We start from the raw sequence: 16,732 nt of genomic DNA, 5'->3' as shown, positions 1-16,732 counted from the left end.
ACAGAAAGAGTCCCTTCCGGGCATGCCCGGAAGGGACCTGGCCAGCGTGGGATTGGGATCAATATGCCGCAATAACGCCGCCGTCGTTGGCGTAGACGGTGGAGATGCCGTGAGTCTCGCAGAGGATGATATCCCGGAAGCGGCAACTCTTGAGCACCATCTCCTTGAGAGAGAAAGCCCGCTCCAGACAGTTGCAGTGAGTGATACAGAGGATGCGGCCCTGGTGCTTCTCATCCGCAGCCATGAGGGATACCATTTTTGAAAGGGCCTGCCTGACGGACAGGGCCTGCCCCCGCTTGCAGATCTCGCCCTCGGGGGTGGCGCCCATGAGCAGCTTGATCTTCAGTGTGCCGGTAACGATGCTCTGGAGCCGGGAGAGACGGCCGTTTTTCCGCAGATTGTCCAGAGTCTCCAGCACGAACAGGGTCTCCATCTCGCTGATGAAGCGGGAGACCTGATCCACCACGGAGGAGAAGTCCATGCCGGACTGGGCCAGCTCCCGGATCTTCAGGGCGGGCAGTACCTCTCCGGAGGAGGCGGAGCAGGAGTTGAAGATGTGGACATTGGCATTGGGATGCTCCTCCAGGAACATGAGCCGCGCCTGGGCGGCGCTGTTGTGGGAACCCGAGAGGAGGGCGGAGAGGGTGACCACATAGATATCGTCCTCCCCGGTGCCGAAAGCCTCCAGATAGGCGGCGGGAGAGGGGCAGGAGGTGGTGGGAGCGTCCTCGCTCTCCTTCATGCGCCAGAGCAGGGTGGCCTGATCAAAGGCGGCGTCATCCACAAAAGAGTGGGGGCCCACCTGGATGGTGAGGGGGACCTTGACGAAGCAGGGATCGGCCAGCATGGCGGGGGTCAGGTCGCAGCAGCTGTCCACGACGATCCTAAAACTCATGAACATCATTCCTTGATATCATATTTAAAATCAGATTCAAATCTTGTGACCATTGTAGCATGCCCGACACAAAAAGTAAAGCAATATGTGAAGCAGTCAGAAAAACAGGAAGCCCCGCGGGTCTGCGCCCTGCGGGGCCTGTCTGGACAGAAACGGATCATTCCCCATCCCGGCGTGCTTTGCGCTCTTCCTCTTCGATCTCCCGCAGCAGTTTCTGGTCGGCCTTGGAGCTCAGGTCCAGTCTGGCGTAGAGGTCGGGGCGGCGGTCCCGGGTGCGGATAATAGACTGCTTGCGCCGCCACTTGGCGATGTTGGCGTGGTGGCCCGAGAGCAGAATGGAGGGAACCTTGCGGCCGTGCCACTCCTCAGGGCGGGAGTACTGGGGATACTCCAGCATGCCGTTCCAGTGGCTCTCGTCCTCAAAGCACTCAGGGTCAGCCAGCACGCCGGGCACCAGCCGGGCCACCGCGTCGGCCACCGCCATGGCCGGGATCTCGCCGCCGGTGAGGACAAAGTCTCCCAAGGAGATCTCCTCGTCCACGCACTCCTCAATGAAGCGCTCGTCGATGCCCTCGTAGTGGCCGCAGACCAGGATCAGATGGTTATAGTCATCCCGCAGGCGGCGGGCGTCGGCCTCGGTAAAAGTCTTGCCGGCGGGGGAAAGGTAGATGGTGCGTACCGGCCCTTCGCCCAGGGACTTCGCGTGCTCCCAGCAGCGGTAAAGGGGATCGGCCTGCATGACCGCCCCCCGTCCGCCGCCGTAGGGGTAGTTGTCCACCTGCTTCTGCTTGTCCACGGTGTAGTCCCGGATCTGGTGGGCCTCGATGCGCAGGATGTCCCGCTCCTGGGCCCGGCCCAGGATGGACTCGCTCATCATATCGCCCACGGTCTCATCAAAGAGGGTGAGGATGTCGATATGGTACATCACAGCTCCATCCCTTCGATGAGGTGGACCCGGACCCAGCCCTCTTCCACACTGGTGCCCCGGAGGAAGGCGTCCACCGCGGGGATCATATAGGATTTCTCCCCGCCCTTCACCACATAGACCTCATGGGCGGGCGGGGTGAGCACGTCGGCGATGACGCCCAGCTCGGCGCCGGTGTCGTCGTCAATGACGGTGAGGCCCATCAGGTCGGCGATGAAGTGCCGGCCGTCGGGCAGCTCCACACCGCTGCGGTCGATGCTGACCACCTTGTTTTTCAGGCGCATGGCGGCGTTCACGTCGTCCACGCCCTCCAGCCGGGCCAGCACATTGCCCTTGTGGGCCCGGGCGGCGCGGACCTTTACCGGCGCGCCGTCGATATACAGCGTATCAAAGCCGCAGAGGAACTCCGGGGAGTCACACCAGGGGACGATCTTGACCTCGCCCTGAATGCCGTGGGTGTTTACGATCTGTCCGGCCTCAAGAAATGGATGTTTCATGGCGTTTTCCTCCTGAACGGTGGATGGTACAAAAAAACAGCGGGGGAGACCCCGCCGTTTTTGTTTAGTCGACGATCTCGACAGAGACCTTGCCGCCCTGGCGCTGGGCCACCGAGCGCATCAGCGCCCGGATCTCCTTGGCGATGCGGCCCTGACGGCCGATTACCTTGCCCATGTCCTCAGAGGCGACCCGGAGCTCCAGGACGGTCTCGCCATCGCCGGCATGCTCGGTGACCTCCACCGCGTCGGGGTGGTCCACCAGATTCCGGGCGATGTAAGTGAGCAGTTCCTTCATGCGGTCAAAGACCTCCATTAAAGGGCGCCGGCTTTTTTCAGCAGGGCCTTGACGGTCTCAGTGGGCTGAGCGCCGGTCTTGATCCAGGCCTGAGCGCGCTCGGCATCCACCTTCAGCTCGGCGGGGTTGGTCAGGGGATTGTAAGTGCCGATCTCCTCGATGAAACGGCCGTCACGGGGATAACGGGAGTCAGCGACCACGATGCGGTAGAAAGGAGCCTTCTTGGCGCCCATACGACGCAGACGGATTTTAACCATGGTAGATTCACCTCCATAATATTGTACATCTCTCTATGGTCAACGCGAAGCGTGTACCAACTTGCTCAGAAGGGGAACCTGCGTCCGCCCTTCATTTTGCCAAACATCCCGGCCCGGCGCTTCATCCGCCCGCCGGAGAACTGCTTGGTCATCTGCTGCATCAGATCAAACTGCTTGAGCAGGCGGTTGATGTCCACCACCTGGGTGCCGGAGCCGGCGGCGATGCGCTTTTTCCGGCTGTTGTTCAGCAGGGATGGGTTCTCCCGCTCCTGGGGGGTCATGGAGAGGATGATGGCCTCGGTACGGGCCAGGGCCTTCTCATCCACAGAGGCCCCCTCCAGGGCCTTGGCGTTGACGCCGGGCAGCATACCGGCGATATCGCTGAGCGAGCCCATGTTCTTGATCTGGGAGAGCTGCTCGTAAAAGTCGGCCAGGGTGAATTTGTTGGTGCGGAGCTTCTGCTCCATCTCCTTGGCCTTCTGAAGATCAAAATTTTCCTGGGCTTTTTCGATGAGGGAGAGCATGTCGCCCATGCCCAGGATGCGGGAGGCCATCCGGTCGGGGTGAAAGACCTCGATCTGGTCCAGCTTCTCGCCCAGGCCCACGAACTTGATGGGCTTTCCGGTGACCGCCTTGATGGAGAGAGCCGCGCCGCCCCGGGCGTCACCGTCCAGCTTGGTGAGCATGACGCCGGTGATGTCCAGCGCCTCGTCAAAGGCCTTGGCGGCGTTCACCGCGTCCTGGCCGATCATGGCGTCCACGATGAGCAGGATCTCGTCGGGCTCGACGGCGGCCTTCATGTCCTTGAGCTGGCCCATCAGTTCTTCATCCACATGGAGCCGGCCGGCGGTGTCGATAAACACCATGTCGTTGCCGTGCTTGCGGGCGTGCTCAATGCCGGCCTTGGCGATGTCGATGGGGTCGTTCTGGCCCATCTGGAAGACGGGCACATCCACCTGGCTGCCCACCACTTCCAATTGGGTGATGGCGGCGGGACGGAAGGTGTCGCAGGCCACCAGCAGGGGGCGCTTGCCGCTGCGGCGCTTCATGTAGCCGGCCAGCTTGGCGCCGTTGGTGGTCTTGCCTGCGCCGTTGAGGCCCACCAGCATGACCACGGTGGGGGGCGCGGGGGAGATATTGAGCTTGGCCGCCTCGCTGCCCATCAGGGCGGTGAGCTCTTCATTGACGATCTTGACAATCATCTGGGCGGGGGTCAGGCTCTCCAGCACGTCGGAGCCGACGGCCCGCTCGGTGACGGTGGCCACGAACTGCTTGACGATCTTGAAGTTGACGTCGGCCTCCAGCAGAGCCACCCGGATCTCCCGCATGGCCTCCTTCACGTCGGCCTCGGTGAGACGGCCCTTGCCCCGCAGCTTTTTAAAGGCGGCGGAGAGCTTTTCGGTTAATCCTTCAAACGCCATTGCTTACTCCTGCTTCAGCTGATCGAGAACGGCCTGGATATCGTTGCAGCGGCTCTCGATGGTGTTGTCGTAATAGCGGCGCTCCTCGTTGACGGAGCGGATGCCGTCCACCGCCTTCTGGATCTCGGAAAACTGCTCCTGCATCTTGTGGAAGCGGCGGATGATGCCGGTCTTGTCCTCCAGCTCGGTGAGGATGGCCTCGGCCCGGACGATCACGTCCCGGACGCCCTGACGGGTGATGCCGTAGTTCTCGGCGATCTCGGCCAGGGAGAGGTCCTCGTTGTAATAGAGGTCGTAGAATTCCTTCTGCCGGTCGGTGAGCATGTCACCGTAGAAGTCGAAGAGCATGGCCATACGGTACGCCTGATTCTTCAATTCCGACGCCTCCTTCCGGGACTGTTTGTAAAGGTGAGCCGCTTTGTAAAGTTTGAGAGCTTTACAACATGATTGATGATACAATATTCTGCCGGGTTTGTCAAGAAAAAATGCGGCATCCGCAATAAAATTTGCGGCCATCCATGGGCGCCTTTTCGTCTAAAACAACAGAGAAAGCCCCGCCCGGCCGTTTTTGCGGCGGGGCGGGGCGAAAGCGCGGTCACTGGCCGGCGCCCTCCTCCGGGGCGGGCGGGGCGTAGCGGTTGACCCACAGCTCCTCCGGCGTATGGCGGCGGAACTTCAGGTTCCAGACCAGCAGCGCGATCCCCACCAGACCGGAGGCGAAGCCCAGAAGCTGGGAGACCCGGATGCCGGTGGAGAAAAGGTAGAGGCTGTCGGTGCGCAGGCCCTCGATCAGGCCCCGGCCGATACCGTACCAGGCCAGATAGCTGAAAAAGATCTGACCGTCGAAGGTCCGCCATTTCCGGGCGATGAGGATGAGAAGGGCCAGTCCCACCAGATTCCAGAGAGATTCGTAGAGGAAGGTGGGGTGGACTTCCCGAAAAACCTCGGCGCTGCCTGCCCACTCGATGATGCCCATGCGCCAGGGAAGCGTGGTGTCTCCGCCATAGGCCTCCACGTTGACGAAATTGCCCCAGCGGCCGATGGCCTGGCCGATGAGCAGACCGTTGACCCCCAGGTCGGCAAAGGCAAGAAAAGAGATTTTCCGGGAGCGGCAGAATACGAACAGGGTCACTGCCGCGGCGATGACGGCGCCGTAGATGGCCAGGCCGCCGTCCCAGATGCGCACCATCTGCATGAAGTCCAGCGAGCCGTCCTCACGGCGGAAGAGGTCCAGGTAAAACACGATGTAGTAGAGCCGGGCCCCCAGAATAGCCAGGGGCGCGGCATAGAGAAGCATATCCAGAATGTCGTCTTCCTTGATGCCAAAGCGCTTGGAGACGCGGGTACAGTAGGCCACCGCCAGCAGGAAGCCGGCGGCGATGATCACGCCGTACCAGTGGATGGGCCAGCCGAAAACCGTAAAAGCGATGGGGTTGAGATGAAATTCCAGGCCCAGGCCCGGAAAGGTGACGGTACGGATCATACGCCCTCCTTGGGCCGGACCACGGCCAGGGCGGCACGCTCCGGGGTGCACCAGCGGCGGATGGCGGACTCCACATCAGACTGGGAGATGGAATCGAACACGGCGGGGAAGTCCAGATAGTCCACGCCCGCGAAATGGGACTGAGCAAGGGTGACGCAGGTGTGCTCAAAGGAGTTGAGGGCCCGTACCTGGCTGCCGTAGGCGGCCTTTTTCAGCCGCCGGAACAGGGCGGGGTCCACGCCCTCCCGGCCCAGGCGTCCGGCCTCGGCGAGCACCGCGTCCCGCACAGCCTCCGGGTCCCGGCTCTCGCCGCCGGCAGCCAGGAAGGCGCAGCCGGGATAGGCCTCGTACCCGCAGCCGAAGTTTTTGTTGATGAGTCCCTCCCGGTAGAGCCGGGCGTACAGGGGACTGGAGGAACCGGCCAGCACCTCGGTGACCAGCTCGCCGATGAGCTCCTGCCGCAGGTGCTCCTGTCCGTGGGGAGCGGGGTCGGCTTTGAATCCCAGCTGGAAGATGGGGGTGGAGACCTCCATCCGCAGCTCCCGCAGGGGCTCGTTGGCGGTCTCGGGCTCGTCCTTGCCGTAGTCCCGGGGGATGGCGGGACGGCCCTGGGCGGGCAGGATCTCCCGGGCCAGGGCGGCTACCCGCTCCGGATCCACGTCGCCGGCCACGCACAGCACCATGTTGGAGGGGTTGTAAAAGGCCTTGTGGCAGGCGTAGAGGGTGTCGGCGGTGATGTGGGAGATGGACTCCCGGCTGCCCGCCACCGATACCCGGACAGGATTGTGTGCATAGAGGGCGGAGAGCAGGTTGGTGAACACCTGCCACTCCGGGTCGTCCTCGATCATCTGGATCTCCTGGCCGATGATGCCCTGCTCCTTGTTCACGCTCTCCGGGGTGAACCAGGGGACGGAGACAAAGGAGAGGAGGATACGCAGGTTCTCCTCGAATTTCTCGGTGCTCTCGAAGTAATAACCGGTAATGGCCGTGCTGGTGAAGGCATTGGGGGAAGCGCCGTTGGCGGCCAGGTCCTGAAGGGCATTTCCGTCCCTAGTGTCAAACATTTTGTGCTCCAGGAAATGGGCTACGCCGGCGGGAGTGTCCTGCCATACGCCGTCCAGCTCAAAGCGCATATCCATGCCGCCGTAGTTGGTGGCGAAGAAGGCGTAGCTCTTCTGAAAGCCGGGCTTCACATCCACGTAGATGGGAAGGCCGTTATCCAGATGGGTGGTCCAGACGGTCTCGCCCACCCGGGAATAGATCTGTTTCTCCATGCGATCAGGCCTCCTTGCCTTTCAGGAAATAGACGGTGTCCAGCTCCAGAGTGTTGAGGGCCCGGACCACCTGCTCACGGGTGACCTGTTCCACCCGGTCGGCCAGGGCGTCAGGCCCCTCGGTGAGACCGGCTACCGCCTGTCCCAGCCAGAAGTCCTCCAGCCGGCCCTGGGCGTCCATGGCGCTCTTCAGCGCGCCCACTACCGAGCGGCGGGCGCCCTCCAGCTCCCAGTCCTCAAAATCCCCCGCCTTGCAGGCGGCCAGCTGAGCCAGGACCTCGTCCCTGGCCGGAGCAAACTGGTCAAACTCCACGCCGGAGGACACCAGCATCACGCCCTTGAACTTCTCCAGCTGAGAGCTGGCGTAGTAGCACAGGGAGAGCTTCTCCCGCACGTTGAGGAAGAGCCTGGAGGTGGTGGTGCCGCCATAGATGGCGTTGGCCAGCACGAGGGCGGGGTACTGCTCGCTCCACACGTCGGCCCCGGCCCGGAAGCCCATGGTCAGCTTGCCCTGGGTCACGTCCAGCGCCTCCTCCACATAGCGGGGCTGGGCGGGGGCCTCCTGCCGGACGGGCCGGGGAGGGACGGCGCGGACGCCGGACCGGGGCAGGTCGGAGAGGGCGGCGCGCAGGGCGCCGGCCACCCGCTGGGGCTGGGCCGAGCCGCAGTAATAGAGCTCCAGGGGGGCGGAGGCGAGCAGGGCGCGGTACTGGTCCCACAGGGTTTGGGCCGTGATGGCGGAGGCGTGGGCCTCGTCGCCCAGGCGGTCCACACCGAAGGGCTCCCCGGCGCACATCTCCTGCTTCAGGCGGGAGAGGGCGTAGCTGCGCTTTTCGTTGACCTGGGCCCGGATGCGGTCCACCAGGTTGTCCCGCTCGCCCCTGGTGTAGTCAGGACAGAAGACGCCGTCCACAGTATAGGGCCGGAGGAGCAGCTCTCCCAGCAGACCGGCGGCAGGCTCCAGAATGGAGGCGCCGTCCAGGGTATAGGCGTCGTCCAGAAAGCTGCCCAGAAAACCCACGCACTGGGTCTCACCCCGGGTGCGGACCATGGGCTCGATGGAGCCGCCGTACAGCTCGTCCAGCGCGGCGGAGAGGGATTCCATATCAGGATGCATCTGTGTGCCCCGGCGGAGCACGGAGGGGATGAGGGCGTTGAGGGAGGCGGTTTCCCGGTCCAGCGGCGAGAGCAGCGTGGCGCCCAGGACACAGGACTTGAATTTTTCGGTATGGACCGCCGTCAGATGGACGCCGGGCGACAGTTCGATTCGGGTCATATCGGCCATAGGCCACCGTTCCTTTCCAATATGTGAGAGGGGAGACGCAAAGCGCCGTCCTCTTATTATGACGATCTTACAGATATTTTATCATACCACATTTTTCATAAGTTGACAGCATGGTCGCAAAAAATTTACAAATTCTCCCCCTGTAGGCGACCCGCGCCGGCAGAGGCCCGGAAAAAAACGGACATGCCCGTCATAAAGCGGGACGTGCCCTCATAGAATGTGCCAGTAATTCCAAAGACAAGGAGCGTGAGCGATATGACCACTGGGCAGGAAGAGAGAGCGGCGGAGCGGTTCCGTCAGGCGGCGGCGCTGCTCCCGGCGTGGCTGCGGGGGCCTCTGGAGCGGCTGCCCCGGGAGGAGCAGGCCATGACCGAGGAGATCCGCCTGCGGGCGGGACGGGCCATGACGGTAGGGAGCCCGGCAGGGGAGAAACAGGTGCCGGGGGCCGGAGAGATCGTCCGCAGCAGCGATCTGTCCCTGGTGCTGGAGGTGGCCACCCGCGCCTCGGCCCATACGGCGCTGGACCGGGTGCAGAATGGGTTTTTCACCGTCCGGGGCGGGCACCGCATCGGCCTGTGCGGTTCCGCGGTGGTGCGGGAGGGCGCGGTACATAATCTGCGGCAGCTCTCCTCACTGTCCATCCGGGTGGCCCGGGAAGTGCCCGGTGCGGCGGAGGCCGTTCTGGATGTGCTGCGGCGTCCCGGCGGCGTCCACAGCACGCTGATCCTCTCGCCCCCCGGCGGCGGAAAGACCACGCTGCTGCGGGACCTGGTGCGCTCCCTGTCCGACGGCGTGGAGGGCCCCGCTCTGCGGGTGGGCCTGGCGGATGAGCGCAGCGAGGTGGCCGCCCTGTGGGAGGGAATGCCCCAGCTGGACGTGGGCGGGCACACGGACATTCTGGACGGATGTCCCAAGGCGGCGGCGCTGATGATGCTGCTGCGGGGGATGAATCCCCAGGTGCTGGCCGCCGACGAGATCACCGCCCCCGAGGATGCGGAGGCGCTGGAGGCCGCCGCCAACTGCGGCGTGGCTCTGCTGGCCACCGCCCACGGTACGGGGCCGGAGGACCTGCGTATCCGCCCCCTCTACCGGCGGTTGCTGGAGCGGAAGGTGTTTCAGCGCCTGGTGGTCATCCGGCGGGTTGGACCGGGCCGGGTATGCGAGGTGCGAAGTCTGGAGGGAGAGAGATGCTGAAGCTCCTGGGGGCGGTGCTTCTCACCGCAGGGGCGGCCGCCATGGGCTTTTCCGCCTCGGCCCAACTGGGGCGGAGAGTGAAGAGTCTGCGCGCGCTGCTGGGCGCACTGGAGCTGGCCGAGCGGGAGCTCTCCTTTCGCCTGACCCCTATCCCGGAGCTGCTGGACGAGCTTTCCCGCCGCAGCCAGTCCCCGGCATGCGGCTTCTTCGGCCGCTGCCTGGACGGACTGGACCGCTTGGGGGAGCGGAGCCTGGGGCAGCTCTGGGAGGAGGCCCTGGCTGACTGGCCCATGGATCTGGCGGAGGAGGACCGGGAAGCATTGGCGGAATTGGGACAGGTCCTGGGCCGCTACGACGGGGAGGGGCAGCGGGAGGCCATCGCCCTGACCCGGGCCCGGCTGGAGGGGAACCTGACCGCCGCTGAGGCCGACCGTGACGGACGGGGGCGGCTCTATCAGGCCCTGGGCATGGCCGCCGGCAGCTTTTTCGTCATCCTTCTCCTGTAGGAGAGCGGAGGAAGTGGGAACATGATGGATGTGGATTTGATCTTCAAGATTGCCGCCATTGGCATTCTGGTCTCGGTGCTCAATCAGGTCCTGGCCCGGTCGGGGCGGGATGAGCAGGCCACTATGGTGACCCTGGCCGGGCTGGTGGTGGTGCTCATGCTGGTGGTGCGGGAGATCAGCGCCCTGTTCGACCTGGTAAAGGAACTGTTTGGGCTGTGATGGACTATGACGGATATCATAAAGGCCGCCGCGCTGGCGGTGACCGCGGCGCTGTGCGCCGTGGTGGTCAAAAAGCAGGCCCGGGAGCTGGGGCTGGTCCTGGCGCTGGCCGCCGCGGCCATGGTTCTGGGCGCCGCGCTCAGGACTGTGGACGGTCTGCGTACCGTTCTGGATGCACTGGCCGAGACGGCCGGACTGTCACCGGCGGTGCTCTCGCCGGTGCTCAAGACGGTGGGGATATCCATCGTCACCCGCGTTGCGGCGGAGCTGTGCCGGGACGCGGGAGAGGGAGGCATCGGCGCGGCGATGGAGACCGCCGGGGCGGCGGCCGCCCTTTGGGTGGCGGCCCCTCTGCTCCGGGCGGTGCTGGACACCCTGAACGCTATGGTATGAGCAGGACGCGGCGGTGGGCATGGGTCCTTCTGGTATGCCTGGTCCTGCTCCCGGCGCTGTGTCCGCCGGCCGGCGCCGCCGGACCGGAGGAGGTGGAGGCTGCCCAGGCCGAGGCGCTGGATCTGGACGGTTTGCGGCGGGCGGCGGAGGGAGAGCTGTCCGGGCTGGAGATCGGCAGCGGACTGGATCTGGATTATGGGATAGAACAAATATTCGATAAAGGGAGGGACGAGCTCCCGGGCGTCCTGCGCCGGGCGGTGCGCAGCGCCGTGGTGCTGCTGAGCGTGGTGCTGCTGTGCGCTCTGGCGGGAGAGGTGTCCGGCAGTCTGGGCGCGCCGGCAGAGGTGGACGTGACCGCGCTGGCCGGCGCGCTGGCAGTGACGGCGGCGTCGGTGGCGGACATCCATGCCCTGATCGGTCTGGGGCGGGAGGCGCTGGACAGGATGAGCCAGTTTTCAAAGGTGCTGCTGCCCACCATGACGGCGGCTGCTGCCGCCGCCGGAGCACCGTCGGGCGCCGCCGCCCGGCAGCTTGCCACCATGCTGTTTTCCGACGTTCTGCTCACCCTTATTAACAGCCTGCTGCTGCCGCTGGTGTACCTCTATGTGGCAGCCTGTACTGCCTACGCGGCGCTGGGGAATGAAGGGCTCAAACGGGTGGGAGAGCTGCTGAAATGGGCGGTGACCTCCATCCTCACCGCCGTTGTGCTGGCCTTTGTGGGGTATCTGACGGTGAGCGGCGTCATTGCAGGCAGCGCCGACGCCGTGACGCTGAAGGCAGCCAAAATGACCATCTCCGGCATGGTCCCGGTGGTGGGCGGCATCCTATCCGACGCGGCCGGGACCGTACTGGCGGGGGCGGGTATTCTGCGGGGCGCGGTGGGCGTGTTCGGTATGCTGGGGGTGCTGGCCATCTGTGTGGCCCCATTCCTGCAGCTGGGGGTCCATTATCTGGTCTATAAGCTGACGGCGGCCCTGTCGGCCACGGTGGCCGGCGGCCGGATGGCGGGCCTCATTGATGCCATCGGCGGTGCCTTTGGACTGGTGCTGGGCATGACGGGCGCCAGTGCTCTGCTGCTGCTGGTATCCATGGTGTCGGCCATTACCATGGCCGTGGGAGGCGTATGATGCTGGATGTGGTGAAGCAGTGGATCATGGGAGTCACCGCTGCCGCTGTTCTGGTGGCCGCCGCCGGGAGCCTGATGCCCAGGGGCACGGTACAGCGGATCGGGAAGCTCACGGGCGCGCTGGTATTGATGCTCTCGGTGCTCTCCCCTATATGGAAGGTGGACGGGATGCAGCTCTCCCGGGCGCTGACGGAATACCGCCTTCCCGAGGAGGACCGGGCGGTTATGGCAGACGCCAGCCTGGAGGTCATGAAAGAACTCATAGAAGAACAGTCCGACGCATATATATCGGACAAGGCGGAGGACCTTGGCATCCGCTGCACCGTGGCTGTGGAGACCCGGGAGCAGGACGGCTATCCGGTGCCCTGGGCAGTGACTGTGCGCGGTAGTCTCACTGCGGAGCAGCGGGAGGTGCTGACCCGGAGGATCGAGGCCGATTTCGCCATTCCGGCGGAGCGGCAGACGTATCATATGGAGGAAGTGGAATGAAAGGCTTGGATATGGCCGGCCTGACGGAGCGGCTGCGGTCCTGGGCCGGGAAATACCGTTATGTGCTCCTGGTCATTCTGGCAGGTGTGGTCCTGCTGCTTCTGCCCACAGGCGGAAAAGAGCAGGAGAGCGGAACAGCGGAGACGGCAGCGGCGTCGGCACAGGCTCTGGATGCCGGCGCGCTGGAGGAGAAGCTGGAACGGGCCCTGAGCCGGGTCCGGGGGGCCGGGGAGGTAGACGTGGTCCTGTCGGTGGAGGCCGGTCCACGCCAGATCTGGGCCATGGACCGGAAACGGGAGCGGGAGGCGGACGCCGTGCGGGAGGAGGAATCGGCGGTGATTTTGTCCCGGGGATCGGGACAGGAGGAGACGGTCCCGGTCCAGCAGATTTCGCCCCGATTCCGGGGGGCGCTGGTGGTATGCTCGGGGGGAGACGATCCCTCGGTGCGTCTGGCCATGACGGAAGCGGTATCCGCCATCACCGGCCTGAGCACCGACAAGATCTCGATATGTAAAGGAAAGTGAGGAAATCAGGTATGAAACTCTGGAAACGGAACGCGGTGGTGGCCGCCATCGTCCTCTTTGTGTGCGTGGCGGTCTATCTCAACTGGTCGTATAATCAGGAGGCGGCAGATGCCGGAAAGGTCCTGGGCCAGGCGGCGCTGGTGGGCGGGCAGACCACCGATCCTCTCATCGCCGGAGACGTGACAAAGACCACCGCCTCCCCTGCGCCCAGCGCCACGCCGTCTCCCTCCGGCGGCAGCGGGTACTTTGACTCGGCCCGGCTCAACCGGAAGCAGGCCAGGGACAGCGCCCTGTCCATCCTTCAGCAGTCGGCTGAGAGCGACACGGCGGACGAAGCCATGAAGGAGCAGATGACCGCTGCCATCGAGACCATGGCCAGCACCACGGTGTCGGAGGCTCAGATCGAAAATCTCGTCACCGCCAAAGGTTACAGTGACTGCGTGGCCTTCGTCAACGACGGCAGTGCCAGCGTGGTGGTGGCCGCCGCGGGAGAGGGGCTGTCCGACGCGGATATCGCCCGGATCACGGAGATCGTCACCGGGGAGACCGGGCTCACGGCGGGCCAGATCAAGATCATCGAGGCAGAGCCCTGAGAAACGAGCGGGTATATACGGGAAACAGCGGCTGTGGACGGGACACGGCAGGCGGAAAAATCTAGTGGTATTTTCCCGCCTGATGTGGTACAATGTAGGTCAGTAAGCAAATCCTGCTGTACGACAAAAAGGAGCGTGACCTGAAATGGCCGATGCAAGAGAATACGTTTCCCGTCCTGACGAGCTGGGGAACATCCATATATCCGAGGAGGTCCTGGCCGTGATCGCCGCCGCCGCCGCCCTGGAGGTGGAGGGCGTTGGCAGCCTGTCCCCCAACCTGGGGAGCGACCTGGCCGAGCTGCTGGGCAAGAAGAGCGCCCTGGCCAAGGGTGTGCACATTGCGGTGAACGAGGGCAGCGTCAGCGTGGAGCTGTCCATCTGCATCAAATACGGCTACACGATCCCCGAGGTGGCCAAGGCCGTGCAGGACGCGGTGTTCGGCGCCATCAGCAATACCAGCGGCCTGACGGTGGAGTGCGTGAACATCCACGTGGCCGGTGTGACCTTCGAGCGGGAGAGCAGGAAGGCCTGAGCGAAAGAAACGGCATGGAGCGGACGGCTGGGTCCGCTCCATGTTTTTGTGTTTTTATTGAAATTGGTGGTTCCATTTTTGTATATGATTCTGTATAATAAACTGGATAATGGATATTAATAATGCCGGGCTTTTGCCCGGACTGGAGGAATACGAATGACAAGGACCAATGCCCGGGAGATCGCGGTTCACTTCTCCTTTGAACTTGGTTTTTCCAACGAAACAGCAGATGAACTGCTGGAGCACATGCTCACGCGGGAGGTGTTTGCCCAGATCGGTCAGGAGGAGCCGCTTTACGCCGAGTTCCCCAATGAGAAGCAGCGTGACTACATAGGTACGCTGGTGAGGGGCGTTTATGCCCACTGCCCGGAGCTGGACGAATATATTTCCCGCTACGCCATCGGCTGGAAGTTTGCCCGCATCCCCCGGGTGGCTGTCTCCATCATGCGGGTGGCCATGTATGAGATCCTCTATATGCAGGATATCCCCAATGCCGCTGCCATCAACGAGGCGGTGGAGCTGGCCAAGCACTACGAGGGCCCGGAGGTGGTCTCCTTTATCAACGGCATCCTGGGCTCCTTTGTCCGCAGCGAGTGCCCGCCGGAGCGGGCCGTGTGCGCAGAGCCGGCGGAGACGGCCGGGGAGGACGGCGGCGCGGAATGAGGACCGAGGTCTGCCTGGGGCTGGATACCAGCAACTACACCACCTCGGCCGCGGTCTTTGACGGGACGGAGGGGATCAACGCCGGCAGGCTGCTGGAGGTGCCCCAGGGCGCCCTGGGCCTGCGGCAGAGCGACGCCCTGTTCCAGCATGTGAAGCGGCTGCCCGAGCTGTTCAGCCGCCTGCGGGAAGCGGATTGCCTGGGAAATATCCGGGCCGTAGCGGCCAGCACCCGCCCCCGGGCGGTGGAGGGCTCCTATATGCCCTGCTTCCTGGCCGGCGAGGGCCAGGGACGCGCTCTGGCCGACGTGTTGGGCGTACCCTTTTTCGCGGTGTCCCATCAGCAGGGACACATCGCGGCGGCCGCATGGTCGGCGGGCCGGATGGACCTGCTGGACAGGCCCTTTCTGGCCTGGCACCTGTCCGGCGGCACCACGGAGCTGCTGAAAGTGACGCCGGATGGGGTCAACGTTCGGGCGGAGAAGATCGGCGGGACCAGCGATATCTCGGCGGGGCAGCTCATTGACCGCACCGGCGTGCTCCTGGGCCTTGCTTTCCCGGCGGGAAAAGCGCTGGACGGCCTGGCCGCCTCGTCCCAGTCCAGGGACAAATTTACTGTAAAGCTGAATGACCTTACGTTCTCGCTTTCCGGGATGGAGAATAAAGCCGCCGCCATGGCGGAGCGGGGAGAGGAGCCGGCTGATATCGCCCGCTTCGTGCTCAATACCGTGTCCGACACGGTCCGCCGATGCACCGCCGCGGCGCTGGAGCAGTATCCCGGAGTGCCGGTGCTTTGCTCGGGCGGCGTGGCCTCCAACCGCCGGCTGCGGGAAGTGATGGGAAGCGCGTTCTGTGCTGTTTTTGCCGAGCCGTGCTATTCCACCGACAACGCCATGGGCGTGGCCATCCTGGCCAGCCGCCTGCTGGAAGCGGAGGGGCGGAAATGAGCGGCAGAAATACCGTATACACGGTTTCCCAGGTCAATCAGCATATCAAAGGCCTGCTGGACGGCGACGCGATCCTGTCCGGTATTTTTATTCGCGGAGAGATCTCAAACTACAAGGTTTATCCATCAGGACACCACTATTTTTCCCTCAAAGACGCGGAGGGGGTCATCCGCTGCGTGTTTTTCCGGCGGGAGGCGGCAAGTCTCCGCTTCCGCCCTCAGAACGGCATGAAGGTCATCGCCTTCGGGCGGATCGCGGTCTTTCCCCGGGACGGGCAGTATCAGCTCTACTGCAGCAATATGACCCCCGACGGCGTGGGGGACCTGCATCTGGCCTTTGAGCAGCTCAAGGACAAGCTGTACCGGGAGGGACTCTTTGACCCCGCCTGCAAAAAGCCCATTCCCAAATTCCCGGAGCGGATCGCCCTGATCACTTCACCGGCGGGGGCGGCGGTGCGGGACATGCTGCGCATCCTGGGCGCCCGCTGGCCCATGGCCCAGGTGGCTGTGATCCCGGTGCGGGTCCAGGGGGCCGAGGCCCCCGGCGAGCTGTGCGCCGCCATTCACTGGGCCAACCGTTACCGGGTGGCTGACCTGATCATCACCGGCCGGGGCGGCGGGTCCATGGAGGACCTGTGGGCCTTTAACGACGAGAGTGTGGCCCGGGCTATTTTTGCCTCAGAGATCCCGGTGATCTCAGCGGTGGGGCATGAGCCGGACGTGACGATCGCCGATTTTGTGGCCGACCTGCGGGCGGCTACGCCCTCCAACGGCGCAGAGCTGGCCGTCCCCGACCAGAATGACGTCTATGCCGGCCTTTTCCAGATGGAGAGGCGGATGGCCAGGGCCATGGAGCGCCGCCTGGAGCAGGCCCGGACCCGGATGGACCGGATAGGGGAGCGGCGGGTGCTGAGGGACCCCATGGCGGCGGTGGAGGACCGCCGCGCCGCGCTGGACCATCAGCGCACCCGCCTGGCCGGCGGCATGTCCGCCGTGCTGAGCGGGGAGAAAGAGCGGCTGGCCCGCCTTGCGGCGGGGCTGGACGCCATGAGCCCGCTCAAGGTGCTGGGCCGGGGATATGCCATCGCCCGGAAAGAGGATGGCGGCGTGGTCCGTTTCCGGAGCGACACGGCTCCGGGGGACCGGCTGGAGCTGCGGGTATCAGACGGCTCCATCCGCTGCCGGGTGGAATAGCCGCCGCGGCACAGGAAAGGAAGA

The 16,732-nt window shown here is 64.3% G+C and carries 22 protein-coding genes; 12 read left to right on the top strand and 10 right to left on the bottom strand.

The window, feature by feature from the left end:
• Positions 1-58 precede the first annotated feature (58 nt).
• The 10 genes from ACTNBZ_RS05460 to yfmF form a co-directional block, all read right to left on the bottom strand.
• Positions 59-895 (bottom strand): DegV family protein, encoded by an 837-nt coding sequence (locus ACTNBZ_RS05460; RefSeq protein ID WP_441208665.1) that lies wholly within the window; start codon positions 893-895, stop codon positions 59-61.
• Between the two features lie 157 nt (positions 896-1,052).
• The gene (gene trmD, locus ACTNBZ_RS05455; protein ID WP_441208664.1) at positions 1,053-1,820 is read right to left on the bottom strand and encodes a tRNA (guanosine(37)-N1)-methyltransferase TrmD; all 768 of its coding nucleotides are present in this window, start codon (positions 1,818-1,820) and stop codon (positions 1,053-1,055) included.
• Complete coding sequence (gene rimM / locus ACTNBZ_RS05450; protein ID WP_441208663.1) at positions 1,820-2,317, bottom strand: ribosome maturation factor RimM; 498 nt, start codon at positions 2,315-2,317, stop codon at positions 1,820-1,822. The genes trmD and rimM overlap by 1 nt, the downstream gene beginning before the upstream one ends.
• Positions 2,318-2,381: 64 nt before the next feature.
• Positions 2,382-2,612: a KH domain-containing protein gene (locus ACTNBZ_RS05445; protein WP_441208662.1), complete on the bottom strand. Its 231-nt coding sequence runs from the start codon at positions 2,610-2,612 to the stop codon at positions 2,382-2,384.
• A gap of 17 nt (positions 2,613-2,629) precedes the next feature.
• On the bottom strand, positions 2,630-2,869 hold the full coding sequence (gene rpsP, locus ACTNBZ_RS05440; protein ID WP_441208661.1) for a 30S ribosomal protein S16: 240 nt from the start codon (positions 2,867-2,869) through the stop codon (positions 2,630-2,632).
• A 65-nt stretch (positions 2,870-2,934) separates the two neighbouring features.
• Complete coding sequence (gene ffh, locus ACTNBZ_RS05435; protein ID WP_441208660.1) at positions 2,935-4,290, bottom strand: signal recognition particle protein; 1,356 nt, start codon at positions 4,288-4,290, stop codon at positions 2,935-2,937.
• Positions 4,291-4,293: 3 nt separating this feature from the next.
• Positions 4,294-4,665: a YlxM family DNA-binding protein gene (ylxM, locus tag ACTNBZ_RS05430; RefSeq protein WP_441208659.1), complete on the bottom strand. Its 372-nt coding sequence runs from the start codon at positions 4,663-4,665 to the stop codon at positions 4,294-4,296.
• A gap of 220 nt (positions 4,666-4,885) precedes the next feature.
• A complete protein-coding gene (gene lgt, locus ACTNBZ_RS05425) occupies positions 4,886-5,773 on the bottom strand; it encodes a prolipoprotein diacylglyceryl transferase (protein ID WP_441208658.1) in 888 nt (295 codons plus the stop codon).
• Entirely contained in the window at positions 5,770-7,047 is a 1,278-nt protein-coding gene (yfmH, locus tag ACTNBZ_RS05420) for an EF-P 5-aminopentanol modification-associated protein YfmH (protein ID WP_441208657.1), read from the bottom strand. Before yfmH ends, lgt begins: the two co-directional genes overlap by 4 nt.
• Positions 7,048-7,051: 4 nt before the next feature.
• A complete protein-coding gene (gene yfmF, locus ACTNBZ_RS05415) occupies positions 7,052-8,332 on the bottom strand; it encodes an EF-P 5-aminopentanol modification-associated protein YfmF (protein WP_441208656.1) in 1,281 nt (426 codons plus the stop codon).
• 255 nt (positions 8,333-8,587) lie between these two features.
• Here yfmF and ACTNBZ_RS05410 point away from each other — a divergent pair, with 255 nt between their 5' ends.
• From ACTNBZ_RS05410 to xseA, 12 genes are all read left to right on the top strand, one after another.
• Positions 8,588-9,526, top strand: a complete 939-nt coding sequence (locus ACTNBZ_RS05410) for a stage III sporulation protein AB (RefSeq protein WP_441208655.1) — start codon at positions 8,588-8,590, stop codon at positions 9,524-9,526.
• The gene (locus ACTNBZ_RS05405; RefSeq protein WP_441208654.1) at positions 9,520-10,032 is read left to right on the top strand and encodes a stage III sporulation protein AB; all 513 of its coding nucleotides are present in this window, start codon (positions 9,520-9,522) and stop codon (positions 10,030-10,032) included. The genes ACTNBZ_RS05410 and ACTNBZ_RS05405 overlap by 7 nt, the downstream gene beginning before the upstream one ends.
• A 24-nt stretch (positions 10,033-10,056) precedes the next feature.
• Positions 10,057-10,251: a stage III sporulation protein AC gene (spoIIIAC, locus tag ACTNBZ_RS05400; RefSeq protein WP_441208704.1), complete on the top strand. Its 195-nt coding sequence runs from the start codon at positions 10,057-10,059 to the stop codon at positions 10,249-10,251.
• Between the two features lie 6 nt (positions 10,252-10,257).
• Complete coding sequence (locus ACTNBZ_RS05395) at positions 10,258-10,644, top strand: SpoIIIAC/SpoIIIAD family protein (RefSeq protein WP_441208653.1); 387 nt, start codon at positions 10,258-10,260, stop codon at positions 10,642-10,644.
• Positions 10,641-11,771, top strand: a complete 1,131-nt coding sequence (locus ACTNBZ_RS05390; RefSeq protein WP_441208652.1) for a stage III sporulation protein AE — start codon at positions 10,641-10,643, stop codon at positions 11,769-11,771. Before ACTNBZ_RS05395 ends, ACTNBZ_RS05390 begins: the two co-directional genes overlap by 4 nt.
• Positions 11,771-12,259, top strand: coding sequence for a stage III sporulation protein AF (locus ACTNBZ_RS05385; RefSeq protein WP_441208651.1), 489 nt, complete (start codon positions 11,771-11,773; stop codon positions 12,257-12,259). Before ACTNBZ_RS05390 ends, ACTNBZ_RS05385 begins: the two co-directional genes overlap by 1 nt.
• Entirely contained in the window at positions 12,256-12,783 is a 528-nt protein-coding gene (locus tag ACTNBZ_RS05380) for a stage III sporulation protein AG (protein ID WP_441208650.1), read from the top strand. The genes ACTNBZ_RS05385 and ACTNBZ_RS05380 overlap by 4 nt, the downstream gene beginning before the upstream one ends.
• 11 nt (positions 12,784-12,794) lie before the next feature.
• Positions 12,795-13,376: a SpoIIIAH-like family protein gene (locus ACTNBZ_RS05375; RefSeq protein ID WP_441208649.1), complete on the top strand. Its 582-nt coding sequence runs from the start codon at positions 12,795-12,797 to the stop codon at positions 13,374-13,376.
• A 145-nt stretch (positions 13,377-13,521) separates the two neighbouring features.
• A complete protein-coding gene (locus ACTNBZ_RS05370) occupies positions 13,522-13,908 on the top strand; it encodes an Asp23/Gls24 family envelope stress response protein (protein WP_441208648.1) in 387 nt (128 codons plus the stop codon).
• Positions 13,909-14,064: 156 nt separating this feature from the next.
• Positions 14,065-14,571 (top strand): transcription antitermination factor NusB, encoded by a 507-nt coding sequence (nusB, locus tag ACTNBZ_RS05365; protein ID WP_441208647.1) that lies wholly within the window; start codon positions 14,065-14,067, stop codon positions 14,569-14,571.
• On the top strand, positions 14,568-15,515 hold the full coding sequence (locus ACTNBZ_RS05360; RefSeq protein ID WP_441208646.1) for a Kae1-like domain-containing protein: 948 nt from the start codon (positions 14,568-14,570) through the stop codon (positions 15,513-15,515). The genes nusB and ACTNBZ_RS05360 overlap by 4 nt, the downstream gene beginning before the upstream one ends.
• Positions 15,512-16,708: an exodeoxyribonuclease VII large subunit gene (gene xseA / locus ACTNBZ_RS05355; RefSeq protein ID WP_441208645.1), complete on the top strand. Its 1,197-nt coding sequence runs from the start codon at positions 15,512-15,514 to the stop codon at positions 16,706-16,708. Before ACTNBZ_RS05360 ends, xseA begins: the two co-directional genes overlap by 4 nt.
• Positions 16,709-16,732 lie beyond the last annotated feature (24 nt).

Origin of the sequence: Pseudoflavonifractor sp. HCP28S3_F10, from assembly GCF_052065415.1 — a bacterium.
Classification (GTDB): domain Bacteria; phylum Bacillota; class Clostridia; order Oscillospirales; family Oscillospiraceae; genus Pseudoflavonifractor_A.
This window is presented reverse-complemented; position numbering and strand designations above follow the sequence as displayed.

What these genes read in the sequence shown, in the direction of transcription:
- ACTNBZ_RS05460 (WP_441208665.1), bottom strand. Translation starts at nt 895, where the DNA reads ATGAGTTTTAGGATCGTCGTGGACAGCTGCTGCGACCTGACCCCCGCC.
- trmD (WP_441208664.1), bottom strand. Translation starts at nt 1,820, where the DNA reads ATGTACCATATCGACATCCTCACCCTCTTTGATGAGACCGTGGGCGAT.
- rimM (WP_441208663.1), bottom strand. Translation starts at nt 2,317, where the DNA reads ATGAAACATCCATTTCTTGAGGCCGGACAGATCGTAAACACCCACGGC.
- ACTNBZ_RS05445 (WP_441208662.1), bottom strand. Translation starts at nt 2,612, where the DNA reads ATGAAGGAACTGCTCACTTACATCGCCCGGAATCTGGTGGACCACCCC.
- rpsP (WP_441208661.1), bottom strand. Translation starts at nt 2,869, where the DNA reads ATGGTTAAAATCCGTCTGCGTCGTATGGGCGCCAAGAAGGCTCCTTTC.
- ffh (WP_441208660.1), bottom strand. Translation starts at nt 4,290, where the DNA reads ATGGCGTTTGAAGGATTAACCGAAAAGCTCTCCGCCGCCTTTAAAAAG.
- lgt (WP_441208658.1), bottom strand. Translation starts at nt 5,773, where the DNA reads ATGATCCGTACCGTCACCTTTCCGGGCCTGGGCCTGGAATTTCATCTC.
- yfmH (WP_441208657.1), bottom strand. Translation starts at nt 7,047, where the DNA reads ATGGAGAAACAGATCTATTCCCGGGTGGGCGAGACCGTCTGGACCACC.
- yfmF (WP_441208656.1), bottom strand. Translation starts at nt 8,332, where the DNA reads ATGGCCGATATGACCCGAATCGAACTGTCGCCCGGCGTCCATCTGACG.
- ACTNBZ_RS05410 (WP_441208655.1), top strand. Translation starts at nt 8,588, where the DNA reads ATGACCACTGGGCAGGAAGAGAGAGCGGCGGAGCGGTTCCGTCAGGCG.
- ACTNBZ_RS05405 (WP_441208654.1), top strand. Translation starts at nt 9,520, where the DNA reads ATGCTGAAGCTCCTGGGGGCGGTGCTTCTCACCGCAGGGGCGGCCGCC.
- spoIIIAC (WP_441208704.1), top strand. Translation starts at nt 10,057, where the DNA reads ATGGATGTGGATTTGATCTTCAAGATTGCCGCCATTGGCATTCTGGTC.
- ACTNBZ_RS05395 (WP_441208653.1), top strand. Translation starts at nt 10,258, where the DNA reads ATGACGGATATCATAAAGGCCGCCGCGCTGGCGGTGACCGCGGCGCTG.
- ACTNBZ_RS05390 (WP_441208652.1), top strand. Translation starts at nt 10,641, where the DNA reads ATGAGCAGGACGCGGCGGTGGGCATGGGTCCTTCTGGTATGCCTGGTC.
- ACTNBZ_RS05385 (WP_441208651.1), top strand. Translation starts at nt 11,771, where the DNA reads ATGCTGGATGTGGTGAAGCAGTGGATCATGGGAGTCACCGCTGCCGCT.
- ACTNBZ_RS05380 (WP_441208650.1), top strand. Translation starts at nt 12,256, where the DNA reads ATGAAAGGCTTGGATATGGCCGGCCTGACGGAGCGGCTGCGGTCCTGG.
- ACTNBZ_RS05375 (WP_441208649.1), top strand. Translation starts at nt 12,795, where the DNA reads ATGAAACTCTGGAAACGGAACGCGGTGGTGGCCGCCATCGTCCTCTTT.
- ACTNBZ_RS05370 (WP_441208648.1), top strand. Translation starts at nt 13,522, where the DNA reads ATGGCCGATGCAAGAGAATACGTTTCCCGTCCTGACGAGCTGGGGAAC.
- nusB (WP_441208647.1), top strand. Translation starts at nt 14,065, where the DNA reads ATGACAAGGACCAATGCCCGGGAGATCGCGGTTCACTTCTCCTTTGAA.
- ACTNBZ_RS05360 (WP_441208646.1), top strand. Translation starts at nt 14,568, where the DNA reads ATGAGGACCGAGGTCTGCCTGGGGCTGGATACCAGCAACTACACCACC.
- xseA (WP_441208645.1), top strand. Translation starts at nt 15,512, where the DNA reads ATGAGCGGCAGAAATACCGTATACACGGTTTCCCAGGTCAATCAGCAT.